Source organism: Natronospira bacteriovora, assembly GCF_030848495.1.
In the GTDB taxonomy this organism is placed as follows: domain Bacteria; phylum Pseudomonadota; class Gammaproteobacteria; order Natronospirales; family Natronospiraceae; genus Natronospira; species Natronospira bacteriovora.
The window spans coordinates 14,565-40,510 of sequence record NZ_JAVDDT010000004.1 but is presented as its reverse complement, the minus strand read 5'-3'; the positions used below and the strand labels follow the sequence as shown (position 1 = coordinate 40,510).

19 protein-coding genes are annotated in these 25,946 nt (G+C 64.5%); 5 read left to right on the top strand and 14 right to left on the bottom strand.

Features of this window, described 5'->3' with window-relative positions; translation table 11 throughout:
* The first annotated feature begins 45 nt into the window (after positions 1-45).
* The 3 genes from RBH19_RS07445 (at position 46) to RBH19_RS07435 (ending at position 2,143) form a co-directional block, all read left to right on the top strand.
* A complete protein-coding gene (locus tag RBH19_RS07445) occupies positions 46-603 on the top strand; it encodes a peroxidase-related enzyme (RefSeq protein ID WP_306728202.1) in 558 nt (185 codons plus the stop codon).
* On the top strand, positions 600-1,577 hold the full coding sequence (locus tag RBH19_RS07440; protein ID WP_306728201.1) for a hydrogen peroxide-inducible genes activator: 978 nt from the start codon (positions 600-602) through the stop codon (positions 1,575-1,577). The genes RBH19_RS07445 and RBH19_RS07440 overlap by 4 nt, the downstream gene beginning before the upstream one ends.
* Before the next feature lie 149 nt (positions 1,578-1,726).
* Positions 1,727-2,143 (top strand): VOC family protein, encoded by a 417-nt coding sequence (locus RBH19_RS07435; RefSeq protein ID WP_306728200.1) that lies wholly within the window; start codon positions 1,727-1,729, stop codon positions 2,141-2,143.
* Positions 2,144-2,648: 505 nt separating this feature from the next.
* On the opposite strand, the gene RBH19_RS07430 is transcribed toward RBH19_RS07435, so the two are convergent.
* From RBH19_RS07430 to RBH19_RS07375, 12 genes are all read right to left on the bottom strand, one after another.
* Entirely contained in the window at positions 2,649-6,458 is a 3,810-nt protein-coding gene (locus RBH19_RS07430) for a translocation/assembly module TamB domain-containing protein (protein ID WP_306728199.1), read from the bottom strand.
* Positions 6,455-8,200, bottom strand: a complete 1,746-nt coding sequence (locus RBH19_RS07425; protein WP_306728198.1) for an autotransporter assembly complex protein TamA — start codon at positions 8,198-8,200, stop codon at positions 6,455-6,457. The genes RBH19_RS07430 and RBH19_RS07425 overlap by 4 nt, the downstream gene beginning before the upstream one ends.
* A complete protein-coding gene (locus tag RBH19_RS07420) occupies positions 8,200-10,119 on the bottom strand; it encodes a S9 family peptidase (RefSeq protein ID WP_306728197.1) in 1,920 nt (639 codons plus the stop codon). Before RBH19_RS07420 ends, RBH19_RS07425 begins: the two co-directional genes overlap by 1 nt.
* A 41-nt stretch (positions 10,120-10,160) precedes the next feature.
* On the bottom strand, positions 10,161-10,952 hold the full coding sequence (locus RBH19_RS07415; RefSeq protein ID WP_306728196.1) for an NRDE family protein: 792 nt from the start codon (positions 10,950-10,952) through the stop codon (positions 10,161-10,163).
* A 21-nt stretch (positions 10,953-10,973) separates the two neighbouring features.
* Positions 10,974-11,543: a putative outer membrane beta-barrel protein gene (locus tag RBH19_RS07410; RefSeq protein WP_306728195.1), complete on the bottom strand. Its 570-nt coding sequence runs from the start codon at positions 11,541-11,543 to the stop codon at positions 10,974-10,976.
* Positions 11,544-11,564: 21 nt separating this feature from the next.
* Positions 11,565-13,028: a 1-acyl-sn-glycerol-3-phosphate acyltransferase gene (locus tag RBH19_RS07405; protein ID WP_306728194.1), complete on the bottom strand. Its 1,464-nt coding sequence runs from the start codon at positions 13,026-13,028 to the stop codon at positions 11,565-11,567.
* 200 nt (positions 13,029-13,228) lie between these two features.
* A complete protein-coding gene (locus RBH19_RS07400; RefSeq protein ID WP_306728193.1) occupies positions 13,229-14,125 on the bottom strand; it encodes a DMT family transporter in 897 nt (298 codons plus the stop codon).
* Positions 14,122-14,538 (bottom strand): hypothetical protein, encoded by a 417-nt coding sequence (locus RBH19_RS07395; RefSeq protein ID WP_306728192.1) that lies wholly within the window; start codon positions 14,536-14,538, stop codon positions 14,122-14,124. The genes RBH19_RS07400 and RBH19_RS07395 overlap by 4 nt, the downstream gene beginning before the upstream one ends.
* A complete protein-coding gene (locus tag RBH19_RS07390) occupies positions 14,531-15,895 on the bottom strand; it encodes an MFS transporter (protein WP_306728191.1) in 1,365 nt (454 codons plus the stop codon). Before RBH19_RS07390 ends, RBH19_RS07395 begins: the two co-directional genes overlap by 8 nt.
* A gap of 50 nt (positions 15,896-15,945) precedes the next feature.
* Complete coding sequence (gene nudC / locus RBH19_RS07385; protein ID WP_306728190.1) at positions 15,946-16,821, bottom strand: NAD(+) diphosphatase; 876 nt, start codon at positions 16,819-16,821, stop codon at positions 15,946-15,948.
* Positions 16,818-17,273 carry a hypothetical protein gene (locus RBH19_RS07380; RefSeq protein WP_306728189.1) on the bottom strand — a complete coding sequence of 152 codons (456 nt, stop codon included), beginning with the start codon at positions 17,271-17,273 and terminating at the stop codon, positions 16,818-16,820. The genes nudC and RBH19_RS07380 overlap by 4 nt, the downstream gene beginning before the upstream one ends.
* 209 nt (positions 17,274-17,482) lie before the next feature.
* Positions 17,483-18,127 carry a class I SAM-dependent methyltransferase gene (locus RBH19_RS07375; protein ID WP_306728188.1) on the bottom strand — a complete coding sequence of 215 codons (645 nt, stop codon included), beginning with the start codon at positions 18,125-18,127 and terminating at the stop codon, positions 17,483-17,485.
* 221 nt (positions 18,128-18,348) lie between these two features.
* On the opposite strand from RBH19_RS07375, the gene RBH19_RS07370 reads away from it, so the two are divergent.
* A complete protein-coding gene (locus tag RBH19_RS07370) occupies positions 18,349-19,854 on the top strand; it encodes an aminotransferase class III-fold pyridoxal phosphate-dependent enzyme (protein ID WP_306728187.1) in 1,506 nt (501 codons plus the stop codon).
* Positions 19,855-20,019: 165 nt separating this feature from the next.
* Positions 20,020-22,584, top strand: a complete 2,565-nt coding sequence (locus tag RBH19_RS07365; RefSeq protein WP_306728186.1) for a M14 family zinc carboxypeptidase — start codon at positions 20,020-20,022, stop codon at positions 22,582-22,584.
* A 92-nt stretch (positions 22,585-22,676) separates the two neighbouring features.
* On the opposite strand, the gene RBH19_RS07360 is transcribed toward RBH19_RS07365, so the two are convergent.
* On the bottom strand, positions 22,677-23,195 hold the full coding sequence (locus RBH19_RS07360; protein ID WP_306728185.1) for a BsuPI-related putative proteinase inhibitor: 519 nt from the start codon (positions 23,193-23,195) through the stop codon (positions 22,677-22,679).
* A gap of 107 nt (positions 23,196-23,302) precedes the next feature.
* Positions 23,303-25,834 (bottom strand): putative bifunctional diguanylate cyclase/phosphodiesterase, encoded by a 2,532-nt coding sequence (locus RBH19_RS07355; RefSeq protein ID WP_306728184.1) that lies wholly within the window; start codon positions 25,832-25,834, stop codon positions 23,303-23,305.
* Positions 25,835-25,946: the final 112 nt, after the last annotated feature.

The window sequence follows — 25,946 nt, the reverse complement described above, 5'->3', positions numbered from 1 at the left end:
GGCACTTGAAAGCGAACCACCGGTTGCCGATGGAGAACGTTACCCATGGCCTGGATAGACACCATCAAGGAAGCCGAGGCGAGCGGCGACCTGAAGGAAGCGTACGAGGCGCTTGATCCGCAGCAGCAGAAGATCGCCAGCATTCTGCGGGTGCACAGCCTCAACGCCGGCGCCATGGAGCGCCAGATGTCGCTCTACAAGCACCTCATGTTCGGCCGCAGCGGCCTGTCCCGGGCCGATCGGGAAAGTATCGCCGTGGTCGTCTCGGCGGCCAACAACTGTGGCTATTGCGTCAGCCACCACGCCGAAGCGCTGTCCCACTACGAGCAGGACAATTCCCGGCTGCGCCGCATGGTCTCCGATTTCCAGTTTCTCGACCTGCCCGACAAGAAAGCTCGCATGCTCAGTTATGCCCTCAAGCTCACCACCTCGCCCAGCCAGGTCAGTGATGAAGATATCCAGGAGCTCAAGGAGGTGGGCTACAGTGATCGCGACATTCTGGACATGAACCTGATCGCGGCCTATTTCAACTTCATCAACCGCGTGGCCCTTGGCCTGGGCGTCGACTGCAACGAGCCCGAGGGCGACGCCGAAAGCTCATGACGCTGACCCAGCTCCGCTACATCGTCGCCCTGGCCCGGGAAGGGCATTTCGGCCACGCGGCGGAAGCCTGTTTCGTCAGCCAGCCCACCTTGAGTGTTGCCGTGCGCAAGCTGGAAGACCAGCTGGGCGTCCCTCTGTTTGAACGCCGGTCAGGCCATGTGGTGCCGACGGATGTGGGCCGCCGCATCGTTGCCCAGGCCGAAACCGTTCTGGCCGAGGCCAATAGGATCAACGAACTGGCGCGTGCCGGCCAGGATCAGTTGGCCGGGGAGTTGCGTATTGGTGCCATCTTCACCATCGGCCCCTACGTGCTACCCCACCTGATTCCCCGTTTGCACCGCGTGGCTCCCCGCATGCCACTGATCATTGAGGAAAACTACACCCGGGTCCTGGCGGAAAAGCTGCGTCAGGGCGATCTGGACGTGATTCTGATCAGTCCGCCCTTCAGTGAACACGGCATCAATCTCTGGCCCGTGTATGAAGAACCCTTCAGCGTGCTCCTCCCCAGCGAGCACCGCCTGCGGGAGCGTGAATCCATTCCTTCCGCGGAACTGGCCGGTGAAAACATGCTCTTGTTGGGCGACGGTCATTGTTTCCGGGATCAGGTGCTGTCCGCCTGTCCGGAATGCATCGGCAGTGACGAGCGCATGCGCCCGGCGCGTACCACCGAGGGTTCCAGCCTGGAAACGATTCGTCACATGGTGGCCAGCGGACTTGGTGTGACGGTGGTGCCCAAGACCTCACTGGGGCGCTGGGTCGGCCTCAACGACCATAATGATCTGCTGATGGAACGTCCCTTCGCCGATCAGGCGCCCACCCGTCAGGTGGCCATTGCCTGGCGCGAAACCTTTCCCCGTCCCGAGGCGGTCCGCGCCGTCCGGGATGCCCTTGTGGATGCCCGTCTGGAGGGTGTGGATTATCTTCCCGAGGCCGAACCCCGTAACAGCGAAACCGGCAAATCCCTCCCCCTATAATTTTCTCGTAATCGGATTTCCTCCCACACCCGAAAAAGCCGATTACGATTACGACTACGAGTACGATTACGAACGGCACTGCCAACTCAGCACTCAGTACTCAGCACTCAGCACTCAGCACTCAGCACTCACCGCAAAAGGAGCCCCCCATGACTACCATCCCCTTCCACCTTGCCTTCCCGGTCCGCGATATTGAGAGTACCCGCCGTTTCTATGTCGAGCAGCTGGGTTGCTCCGTGGGCCGCGAAGCCGAGCGCTGGATCGATCTGGATTTTTTCGGCCACCAGATCAGTGCCCATGTGGCGGAGCTGGATGAGCCGGAAAAACACAATGAAGTGGATGGCGATGCCGTCCCGGTCCGTCACTTCGGCGCCGTGCTTCCCTGGCCCCGCTGGGAGGCTCTGGCGGATCGACTGCGTCAGCACGGCGTGGACTTCCTAATCCCGCCCCGCATCCGCTTCGAAGGCGAGCCGGGCGAACAGGGCACCTTCTTCATCCGTGACCCCTCCGGCAACGCCCTGGAGTTCAAGACCTTCCGCGAAGCGGAGCGGCTGTTTCAGCGTTGAGGGTGTTGGCACCACGAAATGAACACGAAATGCACACGAGATAAAACACAAAAGAATTTTTAGCCACAGATGCACACGGATGAACGCAGATGCAGGGCCGTGCCATATGGGACGCCGTGCGGCTTCGGGAAGGCCGTGCCCGGAGATGGCACGGGATTGCTATAGGCAGCGTGGGAGCGGATTTATCCGCGATATCAATCGTGCGGTTGGCACGCCCGGTCCTTGAAACCCCCTGTAGGCGCGGATAAATCCGCGCCTACAGGGATTCCGGTATAGCAGCGTGCCAACCGATCAATTGAAATCGCGGCTGAAAGCCGCTCCCACAGCGGCTAGAAAACGGCGTGCCAGGTGATGGATTGCCATCGCGGCTGAAAGCCGCTCCCACAGTGCCGGTCGAATGGCCCCGCCATCTTCAAGCACGGGCCCTCGGAAGCCGCACGGCGGCTCTCCACGCACGGCCCACATCTCGTGTGCATTTCGTGTCCATTTCGTGGTCCCAATACCTTCACCCGCGCTCGAGGCTGTAGATGAAGTCGGCGCCGGAGCGGGGGCCGGTCTGGGCTTCCAGGAACCAGCGGCTGCTGATTTCGTAGCGAATGCGGAAGATGTTGACGCTGTCGAACAGGCCAATGCCATAACTGATGAACAGGCGTGGCGAGAGGTATTCGCCGAACACGACCTGGGCGTCATCCGGCGTATCACCGGTTTCGATGGTGACCGTATCCACCCCCAGCCGCCGGCCCACACTGCGACCCACCGCCGCCCCGCCAGCCAGCTGCAGGGCCAGTGTGGCTTCCCGGATCAGATCCATGTCGGCTTCGCGACCTTCGGTGAGGGGCTGGCCGGTGAGCAGGTAGGACAGCTGTTCGGACTGCTGCATGGGCGGATCGGAGAACAGCTCCAGCTCCGGTTCACGCAGGGTGCCGCGAATGTTCACGCCCACAACCACACCGCGAGGCCGGCGGACGGCCCGAATGTCCAGGGCCGGATCGGAGACAGGCGTGTCACTGAAGAACAGGCGTCCGCGTTCGATCTGAAGCCGCTGTCGCCAGGCCTGGTAATGGCCGTCAAGAATTTCCAGTTCGCCGGTGCCCCGGGTCAGGGCCCCGGGTTCGTCGCGGATGACCAGGGAGCCGGCGATGCGTCCACTCAGGCCATATCCGCCGAAACTGACATCGTCCCCGAGGGAGGTGCGGACACGGGTGTAGATATCCCAGCCATTGTCCTCGGCGGCGGCAGTGATGACTTCTCCCACCAGTACCTCGTCAGGTGAAGGCTGAATGGTGGTACGTACATCACCGGGGGTGATGCTTGCCCAGGGAATGTGCAGGTCGCCTGTGATGTCCAGGCGATTGCCTGGCGATACCAGGATTTCCAGTTCCGGGTTGATTCGGATTCGGGCGTCGGGAGTGCTCAGGGCCAGAAAGTCCTCGCCCCTGAGTCGGGCTCCACCCTGCCAGTCACCGGCGAGACGATCCAGATCGGCGTCGAACTCGAGTTGCCCGCCGCCCGATTGGGCGCTGGCCGTCATGCTGACCGTCTGCATGCCGCCGGTAACATGAACATTGACGGCCTCGGCGGTGATACCCAGATCCGGAAGACTCAGAATGGCATCGTGTACCCGAACGTCGCCGGTAAAGGACGGGTCATCCAGCTGCCCGTCAATGTCCACCGCCAGAGTCAGCCGTCCTTCCGCCCGGCCCACTTCTGCCACCAGCACCGGAAGCAGGCCCAACTGCGGGATGTCCGCGTCCAGCCGTCCCTGGAGGGGCCCATCCATGCCGTCCGGCAGTTCCGCCCAAAGCCGGAAATGACCGCCGTCGCTGAGATCCAGGGCAATGTCGCCGTCCGCCGAATCCGGGGTCCAGTTGAAGCGTCCCCGGCCGCCGTCAATGGCCATCAGCGTCATGGCTTCGCCATCCACGGCCTGCCGAATTGCCCCGGGGCTGAACTCGAGTTCGCCTTCCGCCCGGATTCCGTCACCCCGGTCATGGGCGCGGGCGCCCAGGTCGAACAGCCCTGTCACATCGACACCCATGGCTTCCGGGTTCACCAGCATGGCGAGAGGGAAGTCGCGGGCACGGATGTCGGCCTGCCAGTGGCCCTCGGCATCGCCATCGCCGGCGAAGCAGAGGCTGCCTTGATGTTCAGGGGTGCGCAGACAGGTCTGATCCAGCCGACCCCCGTCAGGGCCGGCAACCAGGCGACTGGCCTCCTGCTGTTGCCAGTCACCGACAAGGGCATTGCTCAGACGGGTGTCAAGCAGTTCCCCCTCCCAGCGGAAATCCGCGTCCAGGCCGCCGGCCAGGCTGAGGCCAAAGTGAATCAGTTCCTGCTCGACCGTCATCAACAGGCGATGTGAATCCTGTTGCCCGTCCAGGGCGACATGAATCCGTTCAACGAGCTGATCGTCGTACTCGATGCCTTCGGCCAGCAGTTCGGCCCGGCTCTGGCCGCGTCCGGAATCCCGCAGCTTAATGTTGAGCGCCATCTCGCGCAGGCGCAGTGACTCCTGCGCCAGATTGGCCCCTTCAACCTCCAGCTCCAGGTCCAGGGCGTCCAGCGTTCCGGCCAGGGCGCCGCTGGCCGTCAAGCGACCGGCGGCATCGATGGGCCAGTCGGCGAGCTCTTCCACGGCCAGGTGGAAGCGAATGGCGCTTTCCCGCTCACGGGCGAGCCGGCCATCCGCCTGCAACTGGCTGTCCCCGAGGCGCAGCCGAAAATCATCGAATTCCAACTGTTCATCGCCATAGGCCAGCCGCCCACGCCCCTCCAGGGGGTGTTCCAGCAGCTGCCCGCGTGCCTCGGCGAGGGTCAGGTCAAGCCGCGGTTCCCCATCCCGCCAGGAAAACAGCAGTTGCCCGCTGGCGGCCAGCTCGCCGGGCCAGTCCGGCGCCAGGCGCCCCGGATCCAGCCGGGCGATGCGGAAGTCACCGTCCACGAAGCTGCCTCGATCACTCCAGTCCACGGCGCCGCCAAAACCCAGTTCTGCCCCGTCGTCCAGGCGCAGGAGGAGATCGTCGATATCGGCCCGCTCCGGCCCGCCCTGCAGCCCGGCATGAATCTCACCGCTCAGCGGCCCGGCGATGTCCGGGTGGTGACCGAGCCAGGCAAATCGCGTGGCCAACTCCAGACGGTAGTCGCTCTGTCGGCCCTGCAGCCTGAGCTCGCCTGCCTCGGAAACGTACTCGGGAATGTCCAGCGGCCAGGCCAGCGACACCCACTCCAGGGCCAGATCCACCAGCGGGTCATCCTCCAGGGGATTCTCCACCCGGCCCTGTGCACGGATGCGCATGGGGTGTTGCTGGTGATCCAGCTGGAGACTGCGCAACTGCAGCCAGGTCAGGTCCGTCGGCAGATTGACATCGCCACGCAGGCCAAGGTCGCCCCAGGGGGTGTCGGTGGCGTCCACATGCCCCCGCAGGCGCAGATCGTCCAGTGGGCCACTGAGCTGGAACTGCCCGGCAAGCAGACCCTCCGGTGCTTCGTCCAGGAAACGCGAGGGCCGCAGCTCGCGGAAGCGGAGCGCCAGCTGAACTCGGGGTGCTTCCAGTGCTTGCCGAATGTCACCGCTGACGTCGGCCACCAGCGGGCGACTGATCTGCTGTTGCAGACGAAGGTGCTGGAGGTCGCCCTCCAGCCGTGTCGCCCCTTCCACCTGCGGCAAATCGGGCAGCCGAAGCAGCCAGTCACTGTCCAGCTGGAGCGGCCAGTCCCCGGCCATCTCCAGTTCGCCTTCCAGACGGGCGAGCAACAGCGGGCTGTCAAGATCCAGTTCATCAATGCGCAGGCGCTTGCCGCGTGCCAGTGCGTCCAGCCGCAGCTGCCGGAGCTCGAACTGCAGTTCATCGTCCACGAACAGGCGGGCGTCACGGAGCAGCAACTCCGTCAGGTTGATCCGCAACGGCAGCTCGATGGCTTCCGGCAGGCGGAAGGGTTCATCGTCCGCCGTGGCATCCGGATCGGGGCTCAGTCGCAGCCGCAATCCCTCCACATGGAGCTGATCCACATGCAGTGTGCGCAGCAGTAGCAGTCCCAGGCGCCAGTCGGCCCGCAGTTCCGCCGCCTCGATCTCGAGGCCTTCTTCGCGGTAAAGAATGTCGCCCAGGCGCAGTGGACCGCCAAGGCTGCCCTGGATCTCGCCGATCTCCAGCTCGCCCGGGCTGAACTGGCTGGCCTGCGAGACCGCCCAGCGCAGCCCGGCCTCGGTATACAGAAGCGCCACCAGTGCCAGGATCACCGCAGTGAGCAGGCCGGTGGAGCCAATCACCAGCCAGCCACGCCAGCCGATCGCCTTTCGCCTTTGTTCGCTCACAGGTCAGGCCCCACGGTCAGGTGAAATCGCCAGCCCCGATCCGGATCGGACAGGGGGCGGGCCACATCCATGCGAATCATGCCGATGGGTGATGCCCAGCGGACGCCCACGCCCGCTGATGTCTCCAGGGATTCCGAGAAGGACATCATGGCATTGCCCGCATCCACGAAGGCAGCGCCGTACCACTGGCCGCTCAGTCGTCTGTCGAATTCGACACTGGAAACGGCCAGATAACGCCCGCCCACCCGTCGACCATCGTCATCCACCGGACTGAGTTCCTGGTAGGCAAAACCACGCACACTCTGGTCACCACCGGTGAAGAATCGCTGGGACAGGGGCAGGCGGTCGAAGTTTTCGGTGCCGGTGCCCCCAAGCTCCAGGCGGATCAGAAAGCGGTTGTCCTCCCCGGCCGGCTGCACCCGCTTGGCGCGCAGGGTGGTCTGGAAGAAATTCAGATCCGAGAGGAACTCTTCCCGGGCACCCCGCACGTCCAGGGAGAGGCTGAGGCCACGGCGGGGAAAGGTCGGATCATTGGCGCGGGTGCGGGACCAGGTCACGCCGGGAACAACTATTTCGGACACTGGCTGGTTGTCGGCGTCGAAGATGGAGCGCTCACGCTCGTAACGCAGGAAGACGGTCTGAAGCCAGTTCCATTGCACGGTGGTGCGCCCGACACCAAACTCATTGCGGCGGCTGAGAAAGTCACCGCGATCCTCGCGGATGGTGTTGAGATCCCAGACGAGTCGTTCCTGCACGGGATTGTCCAGGGGCACGATGTAGCGAAGCTCCGTTGCCCGACGGACATCGGAGATGCTGTATCCCAGTGCGCCACGGTGCCCGTACTGGTTGATGCGGCGATAGTCCCAACCCAGGCCATAACGCGGGCCGGTATCGGTGCCATAGCCGATGCTGGCGGTATAGCGATGCTTGGGCCGTTCGCTGACTTCCACATCGATGGGAATGCGGCGGTCCTCGTCTGCCTGATCCCGCTGCGGTGTCACCTGCACGAAATTGAAGTATTCACTGTCCGACAGGCCGTACTGCAGGCCAAGCAGACGGTCGGCATCGAAGGGCTCGCCCTCCTCGAAACGCACATAGCGTTGCACGAAACTGTCGGACAGGATGTCCTGGTGAATGGTGACGGGCCCGAAACGATAACGAGGGCCGCTGTCCAGAATCAGGATGGCGCGGGCACTCAGCGTCTCGGGATCCACCAGCAGGCTGCGCTGCTCCCAGCGCGCCTCAATGTAGCCACGGCGGTCGGCGATGGCCAGCAGGGTGCTTTTCGCATCCTCGTAGTGCTGGTGATTGAGCGGCTGGTTCTCGCGGATGGGCATTTCCTGCAGGGCTCGCATGAAGGCCCGGTCATCGGCCCCGTCGCCTTCGATGCGCACGATGACTTGCGTCAGTTGAACCCTTGGGCCGGGGGTGATGCGGTAGCGCAGGCGCCAGCCTTCCTCCTCGGCCTCGATTTCGCTTTCCGTTTCCGGGGCGTAATAGCCGAAGGGACGCAGCGCCTGGCGGATCTCGCTTCCCGCTCTGGCGTGCAGCCGGCGCAGACGGGGTTCGCCCATGCTGTCGTCTCGATAGCGGAAGACCGACAGTGTACCGAGCACGTTCTCACGCGCCTCCTCGTGCTCATCCAGCCCCAGAATCTCGATCTCGATGGACTGGGCATGAGCGATGCCCGGGCCGAGCAGCAACGCCGCGAGGATGGGGAGAAGAGCTGAGGGTGCACGCATCACAGGCCGTCAATCTTCAGTTCGGGGCTGCGGTCAGCCGGATTGAAGCCAAGTACCCGGCCATAGAAGGCGAGTTCCATCTCCAGTGCCTGGCGAATGTTCTCGGCGCGGCGGAAGCCGTGCCCTTCGCCCTCAAAGACCACATGAGCAACCGGCACCCCCTTCTGACGCAGGGCGCCGGCCATGGTTTCGGCCTGATCCGGCGGAACCACGCGGTCCTGGTCGCCCTGAAAGAAGATGACCGGTGCCGACAGGCGATCCACATGGTTAATGGGTGAGCGTGCCTGCCACTCGGCTTCGGCGGGCCCCACCAGTCGGCTGGTATAGCGGGATTCGAACTTGTGAGTGGCCGCATCCAGCGCCTTCAGATCACCGATGCCGTAATGACTGGCGCCGGCACTGAAGCGCTCACTGAAAGTCAGTGCGGCCAGTACGGTGTAGCCACCGGCGCTGCTGCCGGATATCAGACAGCGTTGGGGGTCGGCCAGCCCCTGTTCGATCAGCCAGTCCGCCGCCGCCACGCAGTCCGCTACGTCGGCCCGCCCCCAGGCGCCATAAAGCCGGCGGCGGTAGGCGCGGCCATAACCGGTACTGCCCCGGTAATTGACGTCCACCACGGCGAAGCCGCGGCTGGTCCAGAATTGAATGCGGGGATCATAGGCGGACTGGGTCGCTCCCGTGGGGCCGCCGTGACACTTGAGCAGCAGTGGCGGCCGTTCCCCTTTCGGGGCAATGCAGTCCGGGTTGCGGGGCGGATAATAGAGCCCGTGGGCGGTGTCGCCGTCACCGGTGCGGAAGCTGATGGCCTCGGCTTCGCTGACCCAGTCCCCGGCAGCGGGAGCCGGTGCCGAGATGGCCAGCACTTCCAGCGGGCCTTTCTGCGGGTCGAGGCGGACGATGGCCATGGGGTGGTCGGGACGGCCCGCCAGCATGACCGCCTGCCCGTCCGCCGCATGCAGATGGGCAATGCTGGACCATTCCCGGTCAAGGCAGTGCAGACCTTGCTGATCCAGGCGGTTCAAGTGCCAGAAACCGTCCGCGGTGCTGGCCGCCAGCACGGTGTCGGCGTCCACGTGTCCCCAGCTGCGCATGTTGAACTGCCACCAGGGCATGCCGAACTCGGCTTCCTCATCGGTCAGAGCGGCGATGCCTCGCTCGTCCCAGCTGTAGAGGTTCCACCAGCCGGTATCACGATCGCTGACAAAGCAAAGCTGTCCCCGGCTGCGCCATTCCGGCTGAAACACGGCTTCCGGCCCCTTGCCTGGCAGTTGGCGCACGGCCTGCGGCCGACCGTCCCCATCGAGCACGGCACGCATCAGCCGGCTGGCGTCCCAGGGCATGTCGGGGTGGTTCCATTCCACCCACGCCAGTTCGTCACCATCGGGGGACAGGCGGGGCGCGGTATAGAAATCCGCCCCGCTCACCAGCGTCGTCAGCGTGCCCGAGTCCACCTGGATGGCAACCACGGATGCGCTGGGCTCCATGTCCGGGTCGCGGTGGTCCTCACAGATGGCGATGATCCGGTTGCGGCCACCATCCCATTGCAGATCGGCGAAGCGGAGGCCGTCGAGGAGACACAGGGGGCGGATGCCGGCGGTGTCCTGTACATACACACCCTGATCACTGTCCTCCACGAAGAAGCGTCGCTCCCTGTCTGCCGGGCACCACACGCCCCCGCCGTACTCCTGCGCCCGGGTACGCAGGCTGTAGCCACCTGGCGTCAGTGTCTCGATCCGGCCCGCCTGCCAGCGGCGCAGGACGGTGCGGCCCCCTTCCTCGGGCAGACCCTCCAGCCAGTAGATGTCACCGCCATGGCAATGCGGCTGGGCCAGGCGCCGGCCACCACGTGCAATTCCTTCAGCCGTCAGCGGTGAAGTCCATTCGCCGTAGGGTCTGGTCTCGGCCTGTGCGCCCTTCATGTCGCAGTCAATCCTTGTTCTTCTCCGGGGATGAACGCCCTTCAGTCATCGGGCGGGGATTCGATCGTGAGGCGGAATACCTTATCACCCTGCTCTTGACCATACGGCCCGTAGCGGCGTTCCAGAAACTCGCCATGACCGTCCTCATGCAGCCACACCAGGGTGGAGGAACGGGTGCCATAATCCTGGCCCAGCACGAAGGCGGCCGACAGGCGGCGTTCCAGTTCCGGATCAAGACCGGTGTCCGGCAGCTGACCCGGCTCGGCGGTGTCGCTGTTCTTGAGCAGGCTGAGCAGATGCCGACTGTCCAGCCGGCCTTCCTGCAGCGCTGCCTCAAAGCCGGAGCGCAGGCGCAGCAGTTTGGGCCAGGGGGTTTCCAGGCGATGATTGCTCAGGGCGTGAACACCGGGTCCGAGTCGTTGTGGTGCACGCCCATCCCGATTGCTGTAGTAGCCCAGATGCTCGCCATCACAGACCAGAAGATTGAAGCCGTCGTAATCATTGGCCCGGTTCTGTACGTCCAGAAGGAAGTCATCCGTCGTGTGCCGGCTGGTGAGGAAATCCACCGGCAGTTCGCCCCGGGAATGGCGGCCGGGCCGACCGGGGTCCTCGCCGAGCCCGGGGCGTACATTGGTGATTGCGGCAAAGCGTCCCTGGCGGCTGATGCCCATCCAGGTACCACCCGCGGTCACATCCCGGCCAGCCAGCAACTCCGGATGATCCGGCCAGAACCCCGCTGCCTCGGTCGGGCGGGCATGGAATTCATCGCGATTGCCGGCAGCCAGAAGGCGAATGGCGGGATGGCTTTGCCAGGCAACAACCAGCAGGCACATGCGGATTCCCGGTGATCGGCTTCAGAAGGTGATGCGGAGCCCCAGGGCCGCCGTGCGGGCATTGAGGCGACTGATCTCCTGGACGGTTACGTCCAGGCGGCTGTTGGGCGCCACATCAATGCCGAGACCGAGGCGAAGCATCGGGGCGGTGTCCTGGGTGTCGTCATACTGGCCATCGGGCATGTCCAGGCGCCAGCGAGCGGCGCCCAGCCCCACGTTGGGGTGCAGGAAACCGAGCAGGGACCAGTGCATTTCCACATGGGCGGTCCAGGCACTGACCGAGGTGCGGCGGCGATCATCCACCACCATGTCGCCGTCTTCGTCTTCCACCAGCAGGTCGGTGGCAAAGCGACCCAGATCCATGTAGCCGCCGACGATGTTGATGTTGCGGGTGATTTCGTAACCGGCCATCAGATGCAGGGAGGTGTCACTGTCGTCAATGCGGTAGTTGTCCTTGCTGATGTCCAGTTGCGTTTCGCCGGCCTCCAGTGCCAGGTGCCAGCTGTAGGGTTCCCAGGGCTGGCTCCAGGCCATGGCGGGGCAGGCGACAAGAAGCAGGCCGAGCAGTCGTGCGGGCGGTCTGAAGGACATGGTGTGTGATCCCCCTGGGTGTCAGTGAGCGGTAGCGCTTTCGGCTGCCGCCAGTATGGACTGGCGGGGCAGGTCGCGCATCAGATGGTCGATGGCATTGGCATAATACTGCAGCACCGGTGTTTCCTCTTCCAGCAGACGATAACCGTCTTCGTCATCCTGGATGAGACTGCGAACCCGCAGCATCTTGAGGCCAATCTCCACCGCATAAGCCGCTTCCCGGCGCGGGACATAGGCCTTCGCATGCCGTTCCCGCAGGGCCGCGATGGCGGCGGCATAGCTTTGCTCCAGCTGTTCCCGCGTCCAGGCACGGGCCGGTGCCGCCAGCATGAGCCAGCTGATGAGCGAGACCGGCAGAACCGGCATGGTTTCAGCGATGCGTGTCATCAGTTCGTCGGCGAAGCGCCGGGTCTGGTCAATGCGTTCCTTGCGCGGCAATTGATTGAAATGCACACCCTGTTGGCGGCACCAGTCACGCACCGAGATCGGTTGCCCGAATCCCGCCGCCGCATAGCCCATGCGGTGCCAGCGACCGGCCCGCCAGGGATTGAGACTGCGACCGAGAAAGCGCAGCGTTCCCCAGATGGCGGAGATGGCGGACTTGCGTTCGGCGCGCTTGCCGCTGGCTTCGCGCAGGAGCGTACGGTCTTCGATGACCCGGTCATAGTTGATGCACACGGGAATGAAGATGATGTCCCGCTCCGATTCCGGGTCATGGGCTCGCAGCATGTAATCGATCAGGCCGATTCGAGGCTCGCGGAAGTGGCCGTCCCGGCTCAGGCCACCTTCCGGGAAGACCGCCTGAACCACGCCGCCTTCCACGGCCATCTGCACATAGCGTTCCAGTACCCGGCGGTAGAGGGCATTGTTTGAACCACGGCGGACAAAATAAGCGCCCATGGCCTTGACCATCTGCTGCAGCGGCCAGACCCGGGCCCATTCCCCCACGGCATAGGACAGGGCGGTCTTCTTGTGGGCCAGGTGTGAGACCAGCACATAGTCCATGTTGGAGCGATGATTGATGACGAAGACGATGCTGGCCGCGGGATCGATATTGGCCAGGTCCCCCTGTTCATGCTCCGACAGGCGCACCCGATAGAGGCGCTGCACCAGCCAGCGGGCTATCTGATTGCCGAAGCGAAAATAGAAGTAGGCATTGAAGGAGGGCACGATCTCCCGGGCATAGGATTCCACCTGCTGCAGGGCCGCGGCCCAGGGCGCGCCGGTTTCCTGGCAGTGCTGTCGGACTTCCTCCAGGACCGTCGGATCGTAGACCAGGCGATCGATCAGCACCCGTCGCTTGGTGAGGGAAAAGGTGGGCAGACGCAGTTTCAGGCGCCGGTTGAGCTGGTCGATGAGCAGATTCACCCGGCGCCGGAAGAACCACCGGACGCTGGGCAGCAGCAGGCGCTCCAGCAGCACCCAGAGGGCCAGCAAGGCAATTGCCAGCAGCAACCAGAGCGGCACTTCAATGGTTTCCGTCATGCCCTGAGCTCACCCCCGCTGTACCCGTCCGCTGTTGTGCCAGTATGCCCCGAGGAAGCGATGATCAGTCACTTCGTGTCCGCCGCCTTGGGTGGCAAGGGCGGGGATGAAGCGGCTGGTCAGAGTCGCCTATGGTAATCGGAATCGCCAACCCTGTCAGACGGTCGTGGCTGGAGAGCGCGCAGGTGGGGGTGATCGGGTCATGCCCGTGCCCTGGCCCGACGCCAGTGCCACCAGCCCCGAATGCTGAGTACCGCCAGGGCCAGCACGATCAGCGCCATGCCCATGCCTTCCAGCTGGCTGGGTCGCTCCCCCAGCTGGAGCCAGGCCGCACTCATGCCGATGACGGGAATCACCAGGGCGTTGAGGCCGGTCAGGCCGGCCGGCAGGCGGCTGACGATATACAGCCAGAACAGCCAGGCCAGGGCATTGGCCGGCAGGATGTTGAACAGGAGGGCGGCAATGAAGGTTCCGCTCCATTCAATGGGCGGGCGATCAAAGACCGGCATCAGCAACATCAGCGGAATGGCCCCCAGCAGCATCTGCCACCCGGTGATGGGGATCAGTTCCCAGCGACTTTGCATGGGGATCTTCTTGGCCACGATCACGCTGGCGCCCCAGCAGGCACCCGCGGCCACCGCCAGCAGACTGCCCGGGGTGCGCAGGGACGCGTCCCAGGGTCCGATCAGCAGAATCAGGCCAGTGAGCGCCAGTGCCACGGCCAGCCACTGCCAGTCGCGTACTTTCTCGCCCAGGGCCAGGGCGGCAAAGATCAGTACCCAGAAGGGCATGGTAAAGGCAAGGATGGCGGTCTTGCCCGCCCCCTCGCTGGCCAGGCCAAGGGTGACCAGGCCGGTAAAGCCGGTGGTCTGGAACAGGCCGAGCAGCAGGACGCGCCAGGGCGCGGTGGGGATAAGGGTCTGACGAAAGGCCAGGCTGAGCAGCAGCAGGCACAGGGCACCACCCAGACTGCGCAGGACGGCGAAGTCCAGGGCGCTGCTGTAATCCAGGGCGATCTTCATCACCACCCAGTTGTAACCCCAGACCAGCGTCAACAGGGCAAAGGCGGCGATGGCGCCGTAATCGGAGCGGCTCATCCGCGTCGGCGCAGGAACCGCAGGCGCATCCAGAGGCCGGGCAGACTGCCCACCGCCGCCAGCACCAGACCGCCCGAGACCAGGCCGCTGATCAGGCCCAGGCCGATCTCCTCGCTCTGGATCCAGCCCCAGATGAACATGGCCAGGTAGAGCACGCCAAAAAGCAGCCCGTGGGCCACCGTGACCAGGGGCTTCCGGGTCCAGTTGGCCAGCCCGGTGGCGATGCCGCCGAACAGGAAGGGGACGAGAAAGCTGATGATGGAGACGACACTGTCATGACGCAGGTCATCCAGCAGCAGCGATTGCAGCCAGAAAGCCATGGCCAAAATCAGCATGGCCACCACCATGCCGACCGACAGGCTGATCAGGCTGCGGATGAAGATGAGCAGTTTCTCGGTTCCGTTCTCAGTCATTGAGTGCCTCTCTTTCTGCGTCACTGGCTTCCGGCATGAACCAGGCGGCGGCCGCGCCGGCCAGGCAGAGCGCGACAATGGTCAGCATCATGGCTTCCAGCCCGGCGAACTGGGCAATCAGGCCAAGGCCCCCCGCCGCCAGGGTCAACAGGCCGATGGAAGTATTGGAGAAGGCCACCCAGGTCGGGCGATCCGCAGCGGGCGCGGCATCCACCAGCCAGGTCTTGCGCCCCAGCCGAACCCCGGCTTCGGCCAGTCCGATCAGCACGAATACCACGGCATAGAGCGGGGCCACTCGCCAGCCCTCCGGCAGCAGGCCGATGGCGATGGCAACCATCCCGGCCGCGGCGGCAATCAGGGCGCTCCAGTACAGCACCCGGCGCGCCGAAGCATCGGCAAAATACCCCCAGAAGGGGCTGCCGATCACCTGGGCCACCCCCACGGCGATGACGAACATCCCCAGGCCCACGGCACTGCCCACCACCACGCCCTGACCGAACAGCACGAACAGGGGTGTGGCCACCTCCACCGTCAGCAGCAGGGCCCGGGCAAGCAGGTAGCGGCGGTAAGCGCTTAGGCGTTTCACCAGGCGAATGCCATTGCCCGCCTCCTGAATGGCATTGCGGCCACCCTCCGTGGCACCCGGCGTCTCCTTGATCATGAGGAAAAGCCCGGCGGCCAGGAACCAGAGCATGGCGCCAAAGAAGACCAGGCCCAGATAGATGAGCATGTCCTGACCATGGCCGATGTATTGATTGATCAGCAGCCCCGCCACAATCGTCAGGGCGCCCCCAATGGCGGCACGGTTGGCCAGCAGGCGCCCCCGACGGCCCTTGGGGATGGTCTTGCCCACCACGTCCTGGAAGGCCACCGAGGCGGTGCCGGAGGCGATGGCGAAAACCGCCAGCAAGGCAATGATGACCCAGCCGGCGGTGGCGGCGGGCAGGAACTCGGCGGCGGGGATCATCAGCAGCAGGCACAGGGCCTGGACCACGCCGGCCAGCACCCAGAAGAACTTGCGGCGGGCGGCGGAGCGGATCCAGCCGGCAATGGCCAGCTGCGGCAGCAGGGAGCCGGCCTGCTTGATGGGCATGAGCAGACCAATCAGGGCGGCGGGGGCACCAATCGCACCCAGCAGCCAGGGCAGCACCACATTGGGCCCGGCTACCTGTTCGGCCAGCTTGCTGCTGGCGCCGTTGCCCACGTTCAGCAGATAGTTGCGCGGCAGATTGCTGCAGGCGGATTCGGGGATTGCCTCGCAAAGGCGATCCGTCTGGTCGTCACCGCTCAGCACCGCGTAGGCGCGGTTGCTCAGCTGTTCCGGATCCCGCACCTTGATTTCCGATCGCTCGCTCACCGCTGCCTCCAGAGAATCGACGCAAGCTGAGGAGTCTACCAGAGGGGCCGCTAGGGTCTGGCAGCGAGCCAGTCCTCGATCAGGCTGCGGGCGACCGAGCGATGGGTGGGAAGCTGGATGTCTCCGTTGCGGACCGCGTCGCGCAGGGCATCGCGTGTCCACCAGGCGGCCTCGCGCAGCTCTCCGTCCAGGCAACGGATGGTTTCATCCCGGGTTTCGGCGGTGTAGGCCAGCATGAGCGAGCCCGGGAAGGGCCAGGGCTGGGATTCGAAATAACGCAGGCTGTCGGCATCGATGTCCAGGCCCGCTTCCTCGTGAATCTCGCGGATGGCCGCCTGCTCCGCCGTCTCACCGGGCGAGACGAAGCCGGCAAGGACCGAACGGCGCTTCTCCGGCCAGCTGGGTTGCCGGGCCAGCAGCAGCCTGTCCCGATGGCACACGCGGACGATCACAGCCGGATCGGTGCGGGGGAAATGCCGTGTCGCGCAGGCCGGATTCTCGCAACAGCGGGAGAGCCCGGCCGCCTCGCGCCGGGTCGGATGGCCGCAGCGCGCGCAGAAACCATGGCTGTCGTGCCAATGCACCAGGGCCTTGGCTCGTGCCAGCAACTGCCACTCCGCGTCGCTGAGGAAACCGGCCACCGAGCGCAGTTCCGTGAAGTCCCCGCCGGGGATTCGTTGCCGGGGCGAGAAGCGGTGCAGGCGCACCGCAAAACAGGGCTGGCCTTCCAGTTCACCCACCCACACCGGTGTATCCGCATGGGACAGCAGCTCGCCGGCTTCGTGGCGCCGGGGCGCCAGCAGTCGTGGCGCCTGTTCGCTTGGCTCCCGGCAAAGCAGGAAGACGCGCTCTTCACACACCGGCAGAATCCGGCATTCCGGATCCTGCCACCGCGGCTCCAGACCTTCAGCGCTGACAAAGGTCAAAACTCGGCATCCCGTCCGGCCCGGCGCCACTGGGCGCGGATGACCCGCCATTCCCCGTCCTCTTCCAGGTCCAGGGTCAGTGTGATCTCGAAGGCATCGGCCTGCAGCCGGCCCATGCCGGTATCCGCCATGCCGGCCAGCAGCCGGACCTCGGCCCGCACGCTGGTGACGAATTCGATGGAACGAATGCGAGTGAGAATGCGCGGATTCTGATGTCGCAGCAGATAGAGGCGAACCAGGTCCCGAAGCGCCTCATGATCGCGCCCGGATTGGTCACGATAATTCTCCGAGACATGACGCATCAGCCGTCGCGTGGAGCGATCCTCGGCCGCCTCCTCCGCCGCCGCAATCACCGCCCGCACCTGCTGCTCTGGATCCGCGGGGTCACGGCTGCAGCCGACCACGGCCAGCAGGGCTATCATCAGAATGAGTGGGAGTAATCGATGCACCATGTCTCTCAGTTTATCCTTTTCATCGTTGTCGTTGTCGTTGTCGTTGTCGTTGTCGTAATCGGCTTTTCAAAAGCAGCAACGAGCGGCGAGCCACGAGCAGCGACCTAAAAGACGAAAACCTTGCCGTGCCGGCTTTTCTGGTTTTGCTCGTAGCTCGTGGATTGATTAAAAGCCGATTACGACAACGACAACGACAACGAGAAAAACATTCACGTCTTCACGGACAGCGTCACATCCCCCTCATCGTAGACCCGCTCATAGCCATAATGATCTCCGATCCACTCAAGGGTCTCCTGGCGATAGAAACAGACATGGGTCGGATCATGCCGGTAACGCCAGCGGGCGAAGCGGGCATCCTCGTCCAGGCGGCCGGTCATCAGGGCCAGCAGCCCGCCGGGGCGCAGCAGGCCGTGCAGGCGGTCGAATTCCTGCCGGGGGTGGTGGAAATGCTCGGCCGTCTCGCTGCAGACGATGAAGTCGTATTGGCCTTGCAGCACCGTCGGGTCGGGATGAAAGAAGGGGTCGTACAGGGCCAGGCGGTGTCCGCCGCTGGCCAGCAGGCCGGGCATGGCCGGGCCGGGGCCGGCGCCGTAGTCCAGGCCCTCGGCGGGTTCGGGCAGTCGCGCCAGCAGGGGCTCGCTAAGGCGGGACAGGAAGCGCTGATAGCCTGGGTCCTCGGGGTCGTTCTGATGCTGTTCGTACTCCTGGCGTTCCCGTGTCGGCGTCGGACGCTGGGCCGCGTCGCGCCAGCTCAGGCGGCAGTGGCGGCAGCGCCAGTAGCCCCAGCCACGGCGGAAATCCAGACAGAAGCGCTGGATGGAGGGGGCCTGGCAGAGGGGGCAGGAACTGGACATAAGGGCGGTTTTTCGGGTAATCTAGCCGGTCTTCGCAATTCAGCTGAACAAGCTGCAGTCTACAGCAACCGGGCGGAAGCCGGGCGAGGGACATTGCCCCGAGCGGGTCGTGATCCAGTCGTTCGAATGCTCCGTCCGGTGTTTGTTTTTGGGGTCACGGAACGCAGGCAGGCAAACGGGACGTGGCCGTGCCGGTTCCCTAACGACAGAGAGGCCGGAACATGACGGTACTCGAGCAACTGAATGAAATCCGCGCCGTGGGTGGCGCCGTTCGCACCGCCGGTTTGAGTGATGAGGTCATCAGCCGTTTCGCCGAGCGCGACCCGCTGCTGGGCCAGGCCGTGAACGAGGCCGTGGTGGCCTTCCGTGAACTGGCTCAGAGCCACGGTGAGCTGCTGGCGCAGGACGAAGAGGCCATCATCGAGGCCATCCAGAAGGATTTCGTCAACTTCTACCCGGACGATGCCCTCAACCCCTATGTGGCCCTGGCTGCCCGCGGGCCCTGGATCGTCACCAGCAAGGGTGCCGTGCTGCACGACAATGGCGGCTACGGCATGCTGGGCATGGGCCACGGCCCGCAGAAGGTGCTCGAGGCCATGAACCGGCCCCATGTGATGGCCAACATCATGACCGCCAGCTTCAGCCAGCTGCGCCTGATCGAGGCCCTGCGCCGCGAGATCGGTCATGCCCGCTCCGGCGACTGCCCCTTTGATCGCTTCCTGTGCATGAACTCCGGTTCCGAGGCGGTCACCGTGGCCGCCCGCATTGCCGACGTGAACGCCAAGCTGGCCACTGACGAGGGCGGAAGTCATGCCGGCAAGCCCATCCGTCGCATGGCCCTGCGTGGCGGCTTCCACGGCCGCACTGATCGCCCGGCCCAGTTCTCCGATTCCAGCCGCGGCACCTACGCCAAGCACCTGGCCAGCTTCCGTGACCGCAAGGACGATCTGGTCACCGTGGAAGTCAACAATGTGGACGACCTCAAGGCCAAGTTTGCCCAGGCCGAGGCGGATGGCGTCTTCATCGAGGGTCTTTTCATCGAGCCGGTGATGGGCGAGGGCAATCCGGGCATGGGCATCACGCCTGAGTTCTATCAGGCCGCCCGCGACCTGACCCGCGAGCACGGCACCCTGTTGCTGGTGGACAGCATCCAGGCCGGCCTGCGTGCCACCGGCTGCCTGTCCATCGTCGATTACCCCGGCTTCGAGCAGCTGGACGCCCCGGACATGGAGAGCTATTCCAAGGCCCTCAATGCCGGTCAGTATCCCCTGTCCGTGCTGGCCATGAACGATCGCGCCGCCAGCCTGTATCGCAAGGGCATCTACGGCAACACCATGACCGCCAACCCGCGGGCCATGGATGTGGGCGTGGCGGTGCTGGAATCCATCACCGATGAGCTGCGCGAGAACATCCGCAAGCGCGGTGAAGAATGCGTGGCCAAGCTGAGTGGGCTGATGCAGGAACTGGGTGGCAAGATCACCAAGGTCCAGGGCACCGGCCTGCTGTTCTCCTGCGAGCTGGATGCCGGGGAATACAAGTGTTACGGCGCCAACAGCACCGAGGAGTATATGCGCACCCAGGGCCTGGGCGTGATTCACGGGGGCGAGAACTCCCTGCGCTTCACCCCCCACTTCGCCATGACCTCCGAGGAAGTGGACCTGCTGGTGGAAGCCACCCGTGAGGCGCTGGAAAACGGCCCGCGCAAGGAAATGCGCCAGACCGGTTGATTCCGGTCTGCCGAGAGAAAGTGAAAGGGCACCCGTCGGGTGCCCTTTTTTTATGGTTCTTCACATTGGGAACCATCGGGCAGGATGCTGGTCGGCAAATAGGTCAAGTCATAAAATCCCGCCACGAAGAAACGAAGGAAATCCTTCCCGAACAAGGAGTCTTCCATGCTGCAGTCTGTGCGTACCACGGTTCTGGCCCTGGGGATCATGGCACTCATGAGTCCGCTCAAGGCCGAGGAGCTGAGCTATGAAGCCGTCATCGGTTATTCCCTGGGAGAGCGTATTGCAACGAGTTACGACGCCCGGCGTTACATGGAGACCCTGGCCGGGGAAAGTGACCGCATCAGCCTGGTGCACCAGGGGGAAAGCTATGAGCGCCGTCCCCTGATTGCCGCCATCATCACCCACCCGGACAACCACGCCCGCCTGGACGAGATCCGGGAAACGGCCCAGCGCCTGGGGGATCCGCGGCGGGGCGAAGCCCGGATCGAGAACCAGCCGGCGGTGCTGTGGCTGGGCGGTTCGATTCACGGCTTCGAGCTGTCCGGCACCGATGGCCTGCTCAAGCTGATGGAAGAGCTGGTTACCAGCGACAGCGACGAGGTGAGCGAGTGGCTCATGAACACCGTGGTGATCATCGACCCGACGCTGAACCCCGACGGCCGCGACGCCTTTGCCATGTTCAACCATCGCCGCATCGGCCGTGCTCCCAACCCTTCGCAGAAGGACTGGTCCAATGATTTCACCGGCTGGGACGCCCTTGGTTTTCGCACCAGCCATTACTTTTTCGACATCAACCGTGACTGGTTCGCCCACACCCACCCGGAGACGCGGGCGCGCATGCCCCTGATCCAGGCCTGGCGGCCCCAGGTGGTGGTGGATGCCCATGAGATGGGTCATGACACGGAGTTCTACTTCGACCCGCCCACCCAGCCCCGCAATCCCTTCTTCCCGGACTTCGCCTGGGACTGGTTCGAGGATTTCGGTGCCGCCTACGCCGATGCCTTTGATGCCGAAGGCATCGAATACACCAAGCGCGATATCTTCAACTACTTCTACCCGGCCTACACCACCTCCTGGGGCAGCTACCAGGGCGCGGTGGGCATGCTCTACGAACAGGGTTCCACCCGGGGTCTGGCGCTGGAACTGAGTGACGGCTCCGTGCGTACCCTGGAGCAGGCACTGCATCAGCAATACGTGGCCGCCCGTGCCGCGGTGGCCCTGTCCAGCCGGGAGCGGGAACGCCTGCTGCGGGATTATCACTCGGCCCATGAAGCCGCCATCCATGATGGCCGCAGCGGTACCCGCCGCTACATCCTGACGCCGGAAGGTGACCCCGGGATTCTGGCCGAGACAGTGGCTATGCTGCTACGCAATGGCATTGAAGTGCACCGTCTCGAGGAGTCGGTTCGCCTGCGCGGGCTCAGTGATCGCCTGGGTGAACGGGTGGGTAGCCGCGAGATCCCGGCCGGCAGTTTCGTGATCGAGGCGGCACAGCCGCGCAACCGTCTCATCCGCGCCCTGCTGGAGCCGGAAACGCCGGTGCCCGAGGACTTTCTGGCCCAGGCCCGCGAGCGTATCGACCGGGGCGAGAACCCGCGTTTCTACGACATCACGGCCTGGTCCCTGCCGCTGCTCTTCGATCTGCCGGCCTACGCCAGCAGCAGCGGCGCCAGCCTGCCCCTGGTGCCCCAGGAAGCCCGGCCGGTCATGGGTGTCGAGCTGCCTGACGCGGCCTACGCCTGGCTGATCGATGGCCGCCAGACCGCCGCCGTGGCCGCCGCCTTTCAGCTGCGCAATCAGGGCTATCGCGTGTCCGTGAGCCCCCGTGCCTTCGAAGCCGGCGGCGAATCCCTGGCCAGCGGCACGATCATCGTCCGCCGCGGGGGCCAGAAGGAAGGCCTGGAAACGGCCCTGGCCGGCCTGGTCAAGGATTATGATCTGCGCGTCGTCCCCGTGGACGGAGGCCGGACCACCGGCGGTGATCTGCCGGCCCTGGGCGGGGCCGACACCTTTGCCCTGGCCGCTGGTCGCATCGGCCTGCTGGCCGAGCATCCCATGCATGCCTATTCCTTTGGCTGGGCCTGGCACACGCTGGATCAGACCTACGGCCTGGACACCACGGTGCTACGGTTGGAATCCCTGGGAGGGACACGCCTGGAATCCTTCAGCACCCTGATCCTCAGTGACACCTTCAATGCCTCCGCCCTGGCCGAGCGCATCGGTGAGGAAGGCATGGAGCGTCTCAAGCGCTGGGTGCGTGACGGCGGCAACCTGGTGGTGATCGGCAACTCGGTGGATTTCGCCCGTGAGCACCTGGAGCTGATTTCCCTGGAGGACGACTGGGCCCATGAGGAGGGCGAAGCCCCCGCCCACCGCATCAGTGTGCCGGGCGCCTTCTTTGCCACCGAGATGGACGCGCGCCACTGGCTTGCGGGGGGTTACACCGCCGCGCCCAAGGTACTGGTGAACTCCTCACGTATCTTCCGTGCTCCGGATCAACCACCGTCCACCGGGCGCAACGCCGTGCTCCGCTACGCTCAGGGCCCGGTCGCCGGTCATGCCTGGGAGGAAAGCATCGAGCGCCTTCCCGGTGGCGTGTTCGCCTGGGAGGAACGTGCCGGCAGTGGTCGCGTGATCGCCTTCCCGGAGGACATCAACTTCCGCGGTTACTGGCGCGGGGTTGATCGCCTCTTCCTCAATGCCGTGGTGCTGGGTCCGAGTGCCTGAGCGGCCGGCCCGAAGTGGAAAAAGGGGCACCTTCTGGAAGGTGCCCCTTTTTTGTTGGCGGGCTCGGCCGGGGCCTGTCCTTGCTCTTTGTACTAGCGATCGTCACCGATGGTGAACGGCACCAGGGTCGAACGCAGGGGCCCCGGTGACAGATCATCAATGCCATCTTCACCCAGGGTGGGTAGCCAGCCCTGGATTTCATACTCCCCTTCGGGCAGCGGCGAGCGGTTGTCGTCATCCAGACCGGGCCAGTCCATTTCGAAGCGTCGGGTGCTGTTGGCGGCGATGGTTACTTCGGTCATGGCCGCGGCGAAGAGGCGGGTTGTGGACCAGACACGGACGGCATTGCCGCTTGCGTCGAGGACCACGAAATCATTCGTGCGCGCGTTGTTGAAGGTCAGTGTCTGATCGGTCCAGCTGCGGTTTCGTACCAGCAGCACCACCACGGCATCATCGCCCTCATCAAACCGGTCCGTGGGGGTTCCGTCCGCTGTTTCGAGACGCAGTTCGGTCACGAAATCCGGGGCGTCAACGGCGTCGTCGCTGTTGCAGGCAGTCAGGGCGATCAGGGCGCAAACCAATACGAGTACCCATCCAGTTCGCGAAAACATGTCAGCCTCCCGGCTCAATGATGGCGATAAGAAACGTCTGCTCAATCCCCTGCCATTCCCGGCAAGGGGGATTGCGTTCAGGGAAGCGCCGATGGATCAGTGCTTCCCTACAACCCTGGTTTGCGGCGCAGTTGAACCGCTATTGCCTCGGCCGACTGCGGCCGGCTGAACAGGAAACCCTGCCCCAGTGGGCAGCCATGGCGCCGGAGAAAGGCAGCCTGGTTCTCGTACTCGATGCCCTCGGCCACCACGGACAGGCGCAGACGACGGGCCATGGTCAGCAGACTGCGCAGGATCTCCCGCTCGGCCTCGGAATGGGACAGACGCCCCATGAAACTGCGGTCAATCTTGAGTGTATCAATGGGCAGCTCCCGAATGTAGCTGAGTGAGGAATAGCCCACCCCGAAATCGTCCACGCTGATGCCCATGCCCTGGTCGGCAAGACGCTGCAGGCGATCGCGGGCCGTGGCCAGATTCTCCACCAGGGTGTTCTCGGTGATCTCCAGAGAGACTTGCCGCGCGGTCAGGCCGTGTTCGGCAATGGTGTCCAACAGCCAGTCCTCGAAGTGCGGGTCGCGCAGCTGCAGGGGGGAGAGGTTCAGTGAAAGCTTCGTTGCACCGAGAATGCCCAGCGCCTGCCAGCGGGCGAAATCGCGACAGGCCTGTCGTACCAGTTGCCTGCTCAGAGTCTCGATGATGCCCAGGTTCTCCGCCACGGGGATGAAGATGCCGGGGGAAATCTCGCCGAACTCCGGGTCGGTCCATCGCGCCAGCGCTTCCAGCTGACGAATGCCACCGCCAGCCAGATCCACGATGGGCTGATAATGAACCCGGATTTCCTCTGCTTCCATGGCGGCCGTGAGCCGCCGCCCCATGGACCACCGCTCCCGAAAGCCGGGCCCGTCGTTTCTCCCGAAAAGATGAAATGCCCCGTGCTCGGCTTCCCGGGATTCGAACAGTCCCGCTTCCGCCTGTACCAGTAGCTGCTCCCCGCTGTTGGCCTGCAGGGGATAATGACTGCCACCCATGACGCACTGCACGCGAATCTCTTCCGAGCCCACCGTCAGTCCCTCGCTGACGGCCGCGTGAATATCACCGGCCAGGGCATCGAGAATCGACTCCGCCGCACTTTCGGTGCCGGGGAGTGGCAACAACAGACTGAACTCGTCGGTTTCCGTTCGCCCGAGCACCCGGCCGCTGTTCTCGAACCGCTGCAGGCGCGCCACCAGTTGTCGTAGCAGGTCTTCCGCCACCTCCTGGCCGTGCAGGTGTCGCAGGCGACGAAAATCCGTGAACTCGATGCGTATGACCCCGACACCCTGTCCCTCGACCACATTGGCCACCCGTTCGCTGACCAGCTTGAAGAAACGCCGGCGATTGGGCAGTCCCGTTACGCCGTCGTAATCCACACGGTACAGGGCAATGCGTTGATGGGTTTCGGCCAGCAGCGAGGCCCGATCCCGTTGGCGTCGCAGGTTGGAAAACTCCCTCTCGGCGGCCAGGCCGATGGTCATGCCCCCGAGCAGCAGGGCGGACTTGAGAATATCAATGCTGTTCATCCCTGGCGACGGCAGCCAGCCGAGACGCACCAGGCTGTTGATGACCAGGGCAAGGGAAAGGATCACAAAGCCGATCAGCAGCGGGCCGGCATTGCGGCGTCCATGCAGCACGCCTTTCGCCGTGGCCGCGAGTCCACCGAAGGCGAAGACCAGGGCTCCGGTTTCGCTGGCCCATTGTGTCCAGTCCAGACGCAGAGCGGCCAGCCACATCAGGCCCGGCCCGACAATGCCGATGACCCAGAGCAGAAGGTGCTGCCATGGATCATTGTGGCGGCTGCGCAGAAAGTGTCCAAGAAAGAGGGTGCCCGCCAGCAGGGCGACACCGAGCAGGGCGAAGGCCAGGTGTGTGCCGCCGATGACCGTGCCGATGCCGAACCAGGCCAGGTGCAGGCCTTCGGCCAGAAAAAGGGCCAGGGCGAACAGGCCGAAATAGCCGGAAAAATAAAGCAGGCTGAGATTGCGGGTGGTGCCCAGCAGGAGCAGGCCGTAGATCACGATGGACAGCAGGATGCCATAGGCGGCGCCGGTGAACAGGCCGGAACGGCCGTGAGCCGAAAGTAATTCCGAAGCGGAAGCGATTTCGATTGGCGGCAGCGCAAAGAAGGGTGATTGGGCGCTGATCAGCACGTTCCTGTCAGCACTCATCCCCTCTGGTGCCAGAAAGATACGGTGTTGATGCCTGACAGCATCTGCGCCGGCTTCCCGATTGTTGCCAGCGCATTGTCTATGCCAGCCCTCCCCGACCAGCGGCCAGTGCACGCAGAGTTCACGAAAGCCCATCGCGGGAACGTGCAATCCCCAGCCGCTAAGGAGAATGTCCGGTTCCGCCAGTGCGGAGGCATCCAGTGCGATCCAGTGACGTTGCCCTCTCCGGGTAAATGCCCGTGCCGGTCTGAGATCGTCGCAATCCTTATCCCGAACCAGACGCGCGGCCTGCCATTCCTGCCCGGGATCAGCGAGGGCCAGTTGCTGCTCCCGCGTCACGGGCGCCCGGCCCTCCTTTGGCAGGCTCAACGGCTCGCCGCCGGGGCAGAGGCCGCTGCTTGCAATCACGAGCCAGTGCAGGGTCTGGATCAGCATGGAAGGTCTCTGGCTGCCCCCCGCTTCCCTGGGCCGAGGCAGTTGACGAGTACGGGTGACACACCGGCTTCCTGTCGGTGCATCCTTCGCCGGGCCGGCACTCGATGGATCA

Bases quoted from the DNA above. Each gene is read 5' to 3' on its own strand.
- RBH19_RS07355 (WP_306728184.1), bottom strand. From the start codon at position 25,834: ATGCTGATCCAGACCCTGCACTGGCTCGTGATTGCAAGCAGCGGCCTC.
- RBH19_RS07400 (WP_306728193.1), bottom strand. From the start codon at position 14,125: ATGAGCCGCTCCGATTACGGCGCCATCGCCGCCTTTGCCCTGTTGACG.
- RBH19_RS07440 (WP_306728201.1), top strand. From the start codon at position 600: ATGACGCTGACCCAGCTCCGCTACATCGTCGCCCTGGCCCGGGAAGGG.
- RBH19_RS07365 (WP_306728186.1), top strand. From the start codon at position 20,020: ATGCTGCAGTCTGTGCGTACCACGGTTCTGGCCCTGGGGATCATGGCA.
- RBH19_RS07420 (WP_306728197.1), bottom strand. From the start codon at position 10,119: ATGAAGGGCGCACAGGCCGAGACCAGACCCTACGGCGAATGGACTTCA.
- RBH19_RS07395 (WP_306728192.1), bottom strand. From the start codon at position 14,538: ATGACTGAGAACGGAACCGAGAAACTGCTCATCTTCATCCGCAGCCTG.
- RBH19_RS07380 (WP_306728189.1), bottom strand. From the start codon at position 17,273: ATGGTGCATCGATTACTCCCACTCATTCTGATGATAGCCCTGCTGGCC.
- RBH19_RS07425 (WP_306728198.1), bottom strand. From the start codon at position 8,200: ATGCGTGCACCCTCAGCTCTTCTCCCCATCCTCGCGGCGTTGCTGCTC.
- RBH19_RS07370 (WP_306728187.1), top strand. From the start codon at position 18,349: ATGACGGTACTCGAGCAACTGAATGAAATCCGCGCCGTGGGTGGCGCC.
- RBH19_RS07405 (WP_306728194.1), bottom strand. From the start codon at position 13,028: ATGACGGAAACCATTGAAGTGCCGCTCTGGTTGCTGCTGGCAATTGCC.
- RBH19_RS07435 (WP_306728200.1), top strand. From the start codon at position 1,727: ATGACTACCATCCCCTTCCACCTTGCCTTCCCGGTCCGCGATATTGAG.
- RBH19_RS07375 (WP_306728188.1), bottom strand. From the start codon at position 18,127: ATGTCCAGTTCCTGCCCCCTCTGCCAGGCCCCCTCCATCCAGCGCTTC.
- RBH19_RS07360 (WP_306728185.1), bottom strand. From the start codon at position 23,195: ATGTTTTCGCGAACTGGATGGGTACTCGTATTGGTTTGCGCCCTGATC.
- RBH19_RS07415 (WP_306728196.1), bottom strand. From the start codon at position 10,952: ATGTGCCTGCTGGTTGTTGCCTGGCAAAGCCATCCCGCCATTCGCCTT.
- RBH19_RS07445 (WP_306728202.1), top strand. From the start codon at position 46: ATGGCCTGGATAGACACCATCAAGGAAGCCGAGGCGAGCGGCGACCTG.
- RBH19_RS07410 (WP_306728195.1), bottom strand. From the start codon at position 11,543: ATGTCCTTCAGACCGCCCGCACGACTGCTCGGCCTGCTTCTTGTCGCC.